Raw genomic sequence first — 10,200 nt, 5'->3', positions numbered from 1 at the left:
GACGGCGACCGACTCGAGGACCGCCTCGGTCGGGGTGCCGTCCGGCGTCGTGGGGCCGGTCGCGGCCGGCGTGGTGGTGGCCGGGGCCTGCGGAGCCTCGGCGGGTCGGCTGGCCGGGGTGGGCTCGTTCGCGCCCTCGGCCGCGGCGGTCGCCTCGGCGAGCCGCGCGTTCTCTCGGCGGAACGTCTCGTAGATCTGGGTCAGCGACTGCTTCTGCGCCATGGTCAGCTCGGGGTCCACGGCGATCGCCGCGAGTACGCCCTGCCCCTCCTTGTCGTCGAGCAGCCCGGCCCGCAGGTACATCGCCGGGGTGGAGACTCGCAGCGCGCTGGCCAGTTGCTGGAGCACCTCGGCGCTCGGCTTGCGCAGGCCGCGCTCGATCTGGCTGAGGTAGGGGTTGCTGACGCCGGCCTGCTCGGCGAGCTGCCGCAGCGAGATCTTCGCGTTGCGACGCAGATCGCGAATGAACCCGCCGACGTCGGGAAGGTCTTTGCTGGTGGCCATGACTCGACGCTAACTCCTGCCTGCTAACTCCTGCAAGCAAAACGCTAGCCGGAGTTAGCAAGGTCTCAGATAGCCTGTTGCGCGTCCGCTGTCCGGTACGTACCGTCCGGTGGTGACCAAGATCGAAGTGAACGGCGCCGTGCTCGCGTACGACGAGGCCGGTGAGGGCTCACCCGTGGTGCTGCTGCACGCCGGAATCGCCGACCGCCGGATGTGGCGCGGGCAGGTGCCCGCGCTCGCCGCCCGGCACCGCGTCATCGCCGTCGACCTGCGCGGCTACGGCGACTCCGAACTGCCGCCCGCCGGGTTCGCCCACCACGACGACGTGGTGGGCCTGCTGGACGCCCTCGGCATCGAACGGGCCGCCCTGGTCGGCTGCTCGTTCGGCGGCCGGGTGGCGGCGGACACCGCACTGGCGTACCCGGACCGGATCTCCGCGCTGGCCCTCTTCGGTGCCCCGGTCTCCGGCAACGAGTGGTCGGAGGAGACCGAACAGCTCTGGGACGACCTGGTCGGAGAGGTGGACCCGGAGGACTTCGACGCCGCCGCGGCCGCGGAGGTGCGGTTCTGGGTCGTCGGCCCGGGACGCCGCCCCGAGGACGTGGACCCGGGATTCGTCCGGTTCGCCGAGGAGATGGACCGGCGGGCGCTCGCCGCCGAGCAGGCGCTCAGCGCCATCGAGGTCGGGGAACTCGACCCACCGGCGATCGGCCGCCTCGGCGAGCTGCGGATGCCGGTGCTGGTCGGCGCCGGCGCCGCCGACCTGCCGGACCTCCTCCGGCTCGCCGACCGGATCGCCGCCGAGGCCCCGAACGCGGTACGCCTCCCGGACGTGCCCGACGCCGCCCACCTGCTGCCGCTGGAACGCCCCGAACCGGTCAACGCCGCCCTGCTCGACTTCCTCCCCTGAGGACGGCCGCTCCCCAGCGGTCGGGCGGCCTCAGCCCGTCGTGCCGCGAGACGGGCAGCTCGCCTCCACCGGCACCAGCGTGTCGACCGGCGGAGGCAGGTGCCTGCCGAGCGATATGACTCTCAGGCATATTTATGCCTCGGAGTCATATCGCTCACTGTCATATCGGTCGTCGGGAGGGACCGGCCGACCGGCACCGGCTCTCCCACTTCCGCCCGAGTCCGGGGCGGCCCGAGACCCATGTCGGGTGATCGGCAGTAAGCGGCCGCGCGTCGGACGGCGAAGGCCAGCACCCCTCGGCCCGTAGCGGCCCCGGAGCGACGGCCGGCACCGCCCGCCTGTAGCGGCCCCGGGGGCGGGCGGTCACCAGACGGCGCGGACCGCCCCGACCGGCAGGCCGCCGCCGAGCAGCGGGACCTCCGCGTACTCGGTCAGCACCGGAGCGTCGACACCGAGCCGGCGCAGCGCGGCGACCAGCACGGGCATCCGCGCCCGCGCCGCGCCATCGTCGATCTTGAGAGCGACCGCGCCCACGCCGGGGACCGCCGCGGCGATGACGCCCTCGGCACCCACCTTGGCGAGGGTGCCGGGCACCCCACGCATCAGCCGGGTGTCGTCCGCCTGAGTGCCGCCGACCAGCTCCGGGTACGCCCGCATCGCGTCGGCCACGGTCCGCTCCACCGTGCCGCGCTCCGCCGACACCAGCCGCAGGTACGCCCGGGCCAGCCCGGTCAGCGAGACGGCGAGCACCGGGGCGCCGCAGCCGTCCACCCCGACCGCCGCCGCCTCCTCGCCGGTGAACTCCTCGATCGCGGCCCGGAGCCGCTGCTGCAACGGGTGCTCGGGGCGCCAGTAGCCGTCGAGCGGCCAGCCGGCGGCGAGGCAGGTCAGCAGCATTCCGGTGTGCTTGCCGGAGCAGTTCATCTGCAGCCGGGTCGGGCCGCCGCCGGCCCGCAGCACCGCGTCCCGGGCCGCCTCACCGACCGGCAGGTCGGGCGGGCAGTGCAGGGCGGACTCGTCGATCCCGGCGGCGCGCAGCAGGCCGGCGACCCGGGCCAGGTGGAACTCCTCGCCGGCGTGGCTCGCCGACACCAGCGCCACGTCGGCGGGGTCGGTCAGCGGCAGACCGGCGCGCAGCATGCCGACCGCCTGCATCGGCTTGTTCGACGAACGGGGGAAGATCGGCGAGTCGACGTCCCCGGCCCCGGCCACCGTCGCGCCGGCCGCATCCAGTACCACCACCGAGCCGCGGTGCAGCCCCTCCACGAAGTCGGAGCGGACCACCTCGGCGAGCGGCACGCCGCCCTCGTACGTCTTCACCACGGAGTGGACGGTACCGAGCGGCCGAGCGGGCCCGGAACCGGGGTGACCAGGCCCGTCGGCGACCGGGCGACAGGGGTGGACGGCGGGGCTCGCCTTACAGGCCGAGCAGTTCGCGGGCCTCGGCGGTGGTCAGCGGCGGACGCTGGGCGAGCTGGGCGAAGCCGACCGCGCGGGCGACCAGTTGCATGTTGGACTCCACCGGCCGGCCCTTGGCGTAGGTGACCGTGTCCTCCATGCCGACCCGCAGGTGACCGCCGGCCGAGAGGGAGGCCAGCAGCACCGGGATGGTGCTGCGGCCGATGCCGGTGGCCGAGAAGGTCGTCCCCTCCGGCAGGTCGCGCAGCATCTGGTGGGCGGCGACCAGCGTCTGGGCGGTGCCCGGCATGCCGCCCGGGACGCCCATCACGAAGTCGACGTGCACGTGCCCGCCGTGCGGCAGGCCGTACTTGCCGAGCAGGCGCTGGAGGGCGGTCAGGTGGCCCAGGTCGAAGATCTCGTACTCGGGCACGATGCCCCGCTCCTGCATCCGGGTGTGCAGGTCGACGATGAACTCCCAGCGGTTGAGGAAGACGTCGTCGCCGAAGTTGACCGTGCCCATGGTGCAGGAGGCCATGTCGGGGGCGGCGTCGAGCACCGCGAGCCGGTCGGCCTCCGGGTCGGTCACCGCGCCGCCGGAGGAGAGCTGCACGATCAGGTCGGTGCTCTCCCGCAGCGCGGCGACGGTGTCCCGCAGCCGGCCCTGGTCGAGGGTCGGCTTCGCCTCGTCGTCGCGGATGTGGACGTGGATCACGGCGGCGCCGAGCGCCTCGCACTCCTTGGCGGTGAGCACCAGCTCGTCGAGGGTCACCGGCAGCGCCGGCACCTCCGCCTTGGCCGATTCCGCACCGGTGGGGGCAACCGTGATCAACGTCCCTGTCGTCATGCCGGCGATCCTAGACGCCCGGCTCGCCTCCGGTCGACGGCCAGCGCACGTCAGGACGGAAGAATCATCTGCGTCCGCCCGCAGAAGCGGAAAACTTCCCGCTTCTGGTGCGTTGACACGGCACCCTTACGCCGGTTCGATGGCGGCGGCGGTCTCCCCGATCAGCAGGCGGGCGTCGTCCGGAACGTTGCGCTTGACCACCGCGAGGGCGATCTGGCCCAGCTCGAAGTGGTGCACGGCGGTGCCGACGAAACCGACCGTCCGGCCGTCCAGGGTCACCGGCGTACCGGCGGTCGGCGGCTGGTCGGTGGTGACGCCGTCCAGGTGGAGCAGGACGAGGCGACGCGGCGGCTTGCCCATGTTGTGCACCCGGGCGACCGTCTCCTGCCCCCGGTAGCAGCCCTTGTCGAGGTGTACGGCCGGGGCGATCAGGTCCACCTCGGCGGGGATGGTCCGGTGGTCGGTGTCCACCCCGACCCGGGGCCGCCGGGCGGCCACCCGGACCGCCTCGTACGCCCACAGCCCGGCCACCGGCACGCCGCTGCCGCGCAGCTCGTCCACCACCTGGGTCATCGCGTCCCGGGGCACCAGCAGATCCACGCCGAGCGGCACCCGGCGGGCCCAGCCGCCGACCGGCAGCGGCTTGACGTCGTACCGGGCGGTCGCCCGCGGCGGGACCTCGCCGGAGCGGAACTTCGGACCGGGCACCGCGACCACGTCGGGCTCGGCGAGCCCGGCGACGCCGAGGGTGCCGAGCGCGCCGGTGGCCTCCGGCCCGACCAGGGAGAGCAGCGCGTAGTCGGCGGTCACGTCCCGCGGCTCGACCTTGCTGAAGAACCGCATGTTCTCCAGGTACGACAGCAGGCCGGTGGTGGCGCCGGGCTCGGTGTCCAGCCAGGTGGTCACGCCGTCCTCGGCGACCATGGCGTGCTGCTCGATGTGCCCGTGCGGGGAGAGGACCAGCAGTTCGGTGCCCTGGCCGGCGGTCAGCGCGGCGAGGTGCTGGCTGGTGAGGGTGTGCAGCCACCCGATCCGTTCCTCGCCCGGCACGGCGACCACGCCGCGGTGCGACCGGTCGACCAGACCGACCGCCGTGGTGAGGGTCCGCTGCTCGCGCATCGGGTCGCCGTAGTGGGCGGCCACGCCCCGGACGCCGGCCGCCCGGTGCACCGCCTCCGGCTGGTCCCGGGTCTCCTCGTCGATCGCCTCGGCGGCCACCGCTCCCGCGATGTCGATCATTTACGTTCCCCGTCCTCGCAGCGGCCGCAGACGCCGAACAGCGCCACGTGCCCGATGTCGACCTGGAATCCCCGTTGCGCGGCCAGCTGATCGGCGAGCGGGCGGAGCAGCTCCGGATCGATCTCGTCGATCCCGCCGCACTCCCGGCAGACCAGGTGGACGTGCTGGTGCTCGCCGGCCGCGTGGTACGTCGGCGAACCGTGCGAGAGGTGGGTGTGAGTCACCAGGCCGAGGCGTTCCAGCAGCTCCAGCGTCCGGTAGATGGTGGTGATGTTGACGCCGGCGGCGACCTCCCGGACCGCCGTGTGCACCTGCTCCGGCGTGGCGTGCCCGAGCTCCAGCACCGCCTGCAGGACCAACTGCCGCTGCGCCGTCAGCCGCAGCCCACGGGAGCGGAGCAGTTCCGCAAGGGAGGATTCGGACACCGTCCGATCATAGTTCGGTCGCCGCGCCGGGCCGGCCGCTGATGACGTACGGCACTAGGCTCGACGGGCATGGTGGCATCGCGGATGGCCGTGCTCGGGCGGGGCGTCGTACCGCCGGAGGAGCCGGTGCTGCGCGGCGACGACCTGGGCGTGCTGCGCGGCGACGGGCTCTTCGAGACCATGCACCTGCGGGGCGGGCGGCCGTGGCTGCTCGACGCGCACCTGGCGCGGCTCCGAACCGGCGCCGCCGCGGTGGAGCTGTCCCTGCCGCCCGCCGGGGCGCTGGTCGAGCTGCTGGACGCGGTCCGGGCGGGCTGGCCGGCCGAGGTGGAGGGGGCGCTGCGGCTGGTCTGCACCCGGGGACCGGAGAGCGGCGGCCCACCGACCGTCTACGCCACCCTCGCCGAGGTGCCCGAGGCGGCCCGGGCGGCCCGCCGGGACGGGGTGACGGTGGCCACCCTTCCCCTCGGGGTGCCCGCCGAGGCCCGACCCGGCCTGGAGTGGCTGCCCGCCGGCATCAAGTCCACCTCGTACGGGGCGAGCACCGCGGCCCGCCGCTGGGCGGCCCGCAACGGGGTGGACGACGTGCTCTGGGTCTCCACCGACAGCTACGTGCTGGAGGGACCGAGCGCGAACGTGGTCTGGCTCAGCGGGTCGACCCTCTGCACGGTGCCGGCCGCGACGACCGGCATCCTGCCCGGGGTGACCGTCCGCTGGCTCCTGGAGCACGCCGGCGAACTGCGCTTCACCGCTGCGGAACGGATGACCGGCGCCGCCGAGCTGTGCGTCGCCGACGGGGTCTGGCTGACCTCGTCGGTCCGCGGCCTGGTCGAGGTCCGCACCCTCGACGGCACCGAACTGGCGCCCTCCCCGCACACGGGTGCCCTGCAGGCGCTGCTGGGCTTCCCGGTTCCCGAACCGTCGGGGGTCAGCCGCCGACGCGGATGAGACGGGCGGAGAGGTGCGGGCTGAGCGCGTGGCCCATGGCGGCCATCTCCTGGGCGTAGAGCAGGGCGCCCTCGACGATGCCGAAGAGCCGGGCCCCCGCGGTGACCTCCTTCGCCGTCGCGGTGCGCACGACCGCGTCCGTGGCGAACTCGATCTGGGTGCCCTTGCGCTTGCCGATGTGCAGCTCCATCACGCCGGTCGGCGTGGTCATCAGCGCTTCCAGCTCGTCGGTGACCCGGTCACCGTCGAACACCGGCCGCCACCAGCCGACCTCGCGGCCGGCGGGGCGAACCGGCCGGCTCTGCTTGTCGAGGATCCACGCGCGGGACTCGTAGAACAGGAACGGGCGGCCGTCGTGGCTGATCCGGATCTCCTGCGCGAAGTCGAAGTCCTCGATGGTCGGGAAACCGCCCCGGCCGCGCCCGCGCCACACCCCGATGTACGGCAGCAGCCCGTCCAGGCTCGGGTGCAGCTTCGGGCCGACGCGCAGGTCGTGGCTCTCCTCGTACGGGTACGGGTCGACCGGCGGCGCGTTCAGCCACGGCGGCTGCAGCGGGTTCTCGCTCACCGGGCCACCTTCGTTCGCGACTGCGGGGCTCGCAAACCCGGCTCACTCCTCGCGCTCACCATCTACCTCTCGAAATGCGTACGGCGACGTAGACCAGGCCACCGGCGAGCGCGCCCAGGCCGGCGACCAGCAGGCTGACGAACCCGATCTCGGTAACCATCCCGGCCATCCTATGCTGGGCTCCATGGCCCGCACTCTCGTCGTCAAGGCCACCGCCGGCGCGGACTCCCCGGAGCGGTGCGCCCAGGCGTTCACCGTCGCCGCCACGGCGGCGGCCGCCGGGGTCGACGTGTCGCTCTGGCTGACCGGCGAGTCGACCTGGTTCGCGTTGCCCGGGCGGGCGCAGGAGTTCGAGCTGCCGCACTCCGCCCCGCTGGGCGAGCTGCTGCACGTGATCCTGACCACCGGCAAGGTCACCGCGTGCACCCAGTGCGCCGCCCGCCGGGACATCGGCCCCGGCGACGTCATCCCGGGCGTACGGATCGCCGGCGCGGCGGTCTTCGTCGAGGAAGCGATGGCCGAGGGCGCGCAGGCGCTGGTGTACTGACGCCACCATCCCGCTCGCGTCCGAACTGCCGGATACGGGCGGACTGCCGATACTGACCCGACTTGTCGGGCCGCTGCCTACGATTCGGTTGTGGGTGAGGCGACCGAGCGGTTCTTCGCGTCACTGCCGGCGCGCGCCCCGGCGGTGCTGCACGGCCCGGCCATCGGCACCCTCCAGATCGACCTGAGCAACGGGCACCGCACCGAGCACTGGCTGGTCGAGATGGGTCCAGGCAGCGCCCGGGTGAGCCGCGAGAGCCGGCCGGCGGACGCGGTCTGGAGCAGCAGCGAGGACCTGTTCGAGCGGCTGGTCACCGGCCGCGACCAGGCCGTGGCCGCCGTCTTCCGCAACGAGGCCACGTTCAGCGGCAACGTGGTGCTCTTCCTCGCCTTCCGCCGTTTCTTTCCCGACCCGCCGGGCACCCGGGACCCGTGCCAGATGGCACGCCAGCAGGCCGGACGGGCGACATGAGGGAACGGGTCAGCATCCTGGACGGCAACACCTTCCTGGTCAGCGACCGGCAGGGGGACATCGAGCCGTCCTTCGACTTCCCCACCGGGCTCTTCTCCTTCGACACCCGCTTCCTCTCCACCTGGCTGCTGACCCTGAACGGGGAACGGCTGCACGCCCTCTCCATCGACGACGCGCAGTCGTACCGGACCCGGTACTTCCTCGTCCCCGGCGAGCCGACCCACTACCTGGACGCCAAGGTCTCGGTGATCCGCAGCCGCTCGATCGGCGGCAGCTTCGCCGAGGAACTGACCGTGCTGAACCACTCGGGGCAGGAGGTCGAGTTCACCCTCCGGGTCGACATGGGCGCCGACTTCGCCGACCTCTTCGAGATCAAGCACCAGCGGCAGAAGAAGGGCCGGACCACCCCGACCGTCGGCGAGAACGAGCTGCGGCTCAGCTACCACCGGGAGGCGTTCCACCGGGCGGTGGTGATCACCACGACCGCGCCCGCGGACATCGACGAGTCCGGCATGACGTTCCGGATCCGGGTCGGCCCGCACGGCGAGTGGACCACCCGGCTGCAGGTCGCGACGGTCATCTACGGGGCGCGCGGCGAGGACATCCGGGCCACCCTGCCGCTCGGCGGGCACCGCACGGCCAGCAACATCCACGCCGAACAGAACGAGCTGATCGACCGGGCACCGAAGCTCGGCTGCGACTGCCAGCCGCTCGCCGGGGCGTACCGGCGCAGCCTGAACGACATCGCCGCGCTGCGGTACGAGTCGATCGCGCTCGGCGTGCGACTGCTCGCCGCCGGCCTGCCCTGGTTCATGACCCTCTTCGGCCGGGACAGCATCTTCACCTCGCTCCAGGTGCTGCCCTTCCTGCCGGCGCTGATCCCGCCCACCGCCCTGATGCTCGCCGGCCTGCAGGGCAGCCGGCTGGACGACTTCCGGGACGAGGAGCCCGGCAAGATCCTGCACGAACTCCGGTACGGCGAGACGGCCGGCTTCGAGGAGCAGCCGCACTCCCCCTACTACGGCTCCGCCGACTCCACCCCGCTCTTCGTCATCCTGCTCGACGAGTACGAGCGGTGGACCGGGGACGCCACGCTGATCCGGCAGTTGGAGTTCGCGGCCCGATCGGCGCTTGACTGGATCGACCGGTACGGCGACCTGCTCGGCACCGGCTACGTCTGGTACAGCACCCGCAACCCGGAGACCGGCCTGCAGAACCAGTGCTGGAAGGACTCCTGGGACTCGGTGTCGTACTCCGACGGCCGGCTGCCGGGCTTCCCCCGGGCCACCTGCGAGACCCAGGGGTACGCCTACGACGCGAAGCTGCGCGGCGCGCGGCTGGCCCGGAAGTTCTGGAACGACCCCGCGTACGCCGACCGGCTGGAGCGCGAGGCGGCCGCACTCAAGGAACGGTTCAACCGGGACTTCTGGATCCCGGAGAAGGAGTACTACGCGCTCGCCCTGGACGCCGAGGGCCGGCACGTCGACGCCCTCTCCTCGAACATCGGGCACCTGCTGTGGAGCGGCATCGTCGACGAGTCCCGGGCCGGTCTGGTCGCCCAGCACCTGCTCGGGCCGCGGCTCTTCTCCGGCTGGGGGGTGCGCACCCTCGCCGACGACCAGGGGCGGTACAACCCGGTCGGCTACCACGTCGGCACGGTGTGGCCGTTCGACAACTCGATCATCGCCTGGGGCCTGTGGAAGTACGGCTTCCGCGAGGAGGCCAGCCAGATCTGCGAGGGGATACTGAGCGCCTCCCGGTTCTTCGACGGGCGGCTGCCCGAGGCGTTCGCCGGGTACGAGCGCAACCTCACCGACTACCCGGTGGAGTACCCGACCGCGTGCAGCCCGCAGGCGTGGTCCGCCGGCACCCCGCTGCTGCTGCTCCGGGTGATGCTCGGTCTGGAACCGCAGGGCGAGCACCTGATCATCGACCCGGCCGTGCCGGAGGGGATGGGCCGGGTGGAACTGCTCGACATCCCCGGCCGGTGGGGCCGCGTCGACGCCCTCGGCCGCAGCCGCGGCCCGCACGACCACGCCCACTGACCAACCCGCCCCCGGGCGGGTCAGGCGGTGCAGGGGGTGGTGACGGTGAGGTGGAGCTGGTCGCCGGTGCGCTCGGCGAGAACGGTGACCGGACCGCGGCGGTAGGCGTATCCCTCGGGGGTGTCGAGGACGACGGGGCCGGCGGCCAGCGGCGCGAGCGCGGTGGCCAAGGGGTTCGCACCGGCCGGGGCGGTGGTCCGGGCGGTCCGGGCGAGACCGTTGCCCCCGGGGCAGGGCGCGACGGAGAGCTCGGGCGATCCGCCGGCCGTAGCGCCGAGCGCGCGCAGCGCCTCGGTGA

At 73.2% G+C, this 10,200-nt stretch carries 12 protein-coding genes and 1 pseudogene; 5 read left to right on the top strand and 8 right to left on the bottom strand.

What is annotated here, in order from left to right; genetic code table 11:
• Nucleotides 1-504 (bottom strand): helix-turn-helix domain-containing protein (locus tag DKL51_RS27655; RefSeq protein ID WP_148097857.1); only part of this gene is annotated, 504 nt, incomplete at its 3' end.
• Between the two features lie 112 nt (nt 505-616).
• Here DKL51_RS27655 and DKL51_RS27650 point away from each other — a divergent pair.
• A complete protein-coding gene (locus DKL51_RS27650; protein ID WP_165823087.1) occupies nt 617-1,414 on the top strand; it encodes an alpha/beta fold hydrolase in 798 nt (265 codons plus the stop codon).
• A 363-nt stretch (nt 1,415-1,777) separates the two neighbouring features.
• On the opposite strand, the gene DKL51_RS27645 is transcribed toward DKL51_RS27650, so the two are convergent.
• The 4 genes from DKL51_RS27645 to DKL51_RS27630 all read right to left on the bottom strand — a co-directional run bounded on the left by DKL51_RS27645 (nt 1,778) and on the right by DKL51_RS27630 (nt 5,323).
• Nucleotides 1,778-2,737 (bottom strand): asparaginase, encoded by a 960-nt coding sequence (locus tag DKL51_RS27645; RefSeq protein WP_109944338.1) that lies wholly within the window; start codon nt 2,735-2,737, stop codon nt 1,778-1,780.
• A gap of 94 nt (nt 2,738-2,831) precedes the next feature.
• Entirely contained in the window at nt 2,832-3,659 is an 828-nt protein-coding gene (locus DKL51_RS27640) for a beta-keto acid cleavage family enzyme (RefSeq protein WP_109944339.1), read from the bottom strand.
• 126 nt (nt 3,660-3,785) lie between these two features.
• Nucleotides 3,786-4,898 (bottom strand): CAF17-like 4Fe-4S cluster assembly/insertion protein YgfZ, encoded by a 1,113-nt coding sequence (gene ygfZ / locus DKL51_RS27635; RefSeq protein ID WP_109944340.1) that lies wholly within the window; start codon nt 4,896-4,898, stop codon nt 3,786-3,788.
• Nucleotides 4,895-5,323, bottom strand: a complete 429-nt coding sequence (locus tag DKL51_RS27630) for a Fur family transcriptional regulator (RefSeq protein ID WP_109944341.1) — start codon at nt 5,321-5,323, stop codon at nt 4,895-4,897. Before DKL51_RS27630 ends, ygfZ begins: the two co-directional genes overlap by 4 nt.
• 69 nt (nt 5,324-5,392) lie before the next feature.
• Between DKL51_RS27630 and DKL51_RS27625 the strand changes: the two genes are divergently transcribed.
• Complete coding sequence (locus tag DKL51_RS27625; RefSeq protein ID WP_109944342.1) at nt 5,393-6,271, top strand: aminotransferase class IV; 879 nt, start codon at nt 5,393-5,395, stop codon at nt 6,269-6,271.
• Here the strand turns inward: DKL51_RS27625 and DKL51_RS27620 are convergent.
• A complete protein-coding gene (locus DKL51_RS27620) occupies nt 6,252-6,839 on the bottom strand; it encodes a heme-binding beta-barrel domain-containing protein (protein ID WP_109944343.1) in 588 nt (195 codons plus the stop codon). The genes DKL51_RS27625 and DKL51_RS27620 overlap by 20 nt on opposite strands.
• 55 nt (nt 6,840-6,894) lie before the next feature.
• The gene (mtfM, locus tag DKL51_RS36985) at nt 6,895-6,999 is read right to left on the bottom strand and encodes a small membrane protein MtfM (RefSeq protein WP_043966460.1); all 105 of its coding nucleotides are present in this window, start codon (nt 6,997-6,999) and stop codon (nt 6,895-6,897) included.
• Nucleotides 7,000-7,011: 12 nt separating this feature from the next.
• Here mtfM and DKL51_RS27615 point away from each other — a divergent pair, with 12 nt between their 5' ends.
• From DKL51_RS27615 to DKL51_RS27605, 3 genes are all read left to right on the top strand, one after another.
• The gene (locus tag DKL51_RS27615; protein WP_109944344.1) at nt 7,012-7,386 is read left to right on the top strand and encodes a DsrE family protein; all 375 of its coding nucleotides are present in this window, start codon (nt 7,012-7,014) and stop codon (nt 7,384-7,386) included.
• 90 nt (nt 7,387-7,476) lie between these two features.
• A complete protein-coding gene (locus DKL51_RS27610) occupies nt 7,477-7,857 on the top strand; it encodes an SCP2 sterol-binding domain-containing protein (protein ID WP_109944345.1) in 381 nt (126 codons plus the stop codon).
• Complete coding sequence (locus tag DKL51_RS27605) at nt 7,854-9,902, top strand: amylo-alpha-1,6-glucosidase (protein WP_109944346.1); 2,049 nt, start codon at nt 7,854-7,856, stop codon at nt 9,900-9,902. The genes DKL51_RS27610 and DKL51_RS27605 overlap by 4 nt, the downstream gene beginning before the upstream one ends.
• Before the next feature lie 20 nt (nt 9,903-9,922).
• On the opposite strand, the pseudogene DKL51_RS35225 reads toward DKL51_RS27605, so the two are convergent.
• Nucleotides 9,923-10,200, bottom strand: a pseudogene (locus DKL51_RS35225) (hypothetical protein); the annotation flags it as partial.

The organism is Micromonospora globispora (assembly GCF_003857015.1).
Taxonomy (GTDB): domain Bacteria; phylum Actinomycetota; class Actinomycetes; order Mycobacteriales; family Micromonosporaceae; genus Micromonospora; species Micromonospora globispora.
Note: the sequence above shows the minus strand (reverse complement) of the source record. Positions and strands in the feature narration are given on the sequence as shown.

Excerpts from the sequence above, each read along its gene's own strand:
- DKL51_RS27605 (WP_109944346.1), top strand. The coding sequence starts at position 7,854 with ATGAGGGAACGGGTCAGCATCCTGGACGGCAACACCTTCCTGGTCAGC.
- DKL51_RS27625 (WP_109944342.1), top strand. The coding sequence starts at position 5,393 with ATGGTGGCATCGCGGATGGCCGTGCTCGGGCGGGGCGTCGTACCGCCG.
- DKL51_RS27615 (WP_109944344.1), top strand. The coding sequence starts at position 7,012 with ATGCTGGGCTCCATGGCCCGCACTCTCGTCGTCAAGGCCACCGCCGGC.
- mtfM (WP_043966460.1), bottom strand. The coding sequence starts at position 6,999 with ATGGTTACCGAGATCGGGTTCGTCAGCCTGCTGGTCGCCGGCCTGGGC.
- DKL51_RS27640 (WP_109944339.1), bottom strand. The coding sequence starts at position 3,659 with ATGACGACAGGGACGTTGATCACGGTTGCCCCCACCGGTGCGGAATCG.
- ygfZ (WP_109944340.1), bottom strand. The coding sequence starts at position 4,898 with ATGATCGACATCGCGGGAGCGGTGGCCGCCGAGGCGATCGACGAGGAG.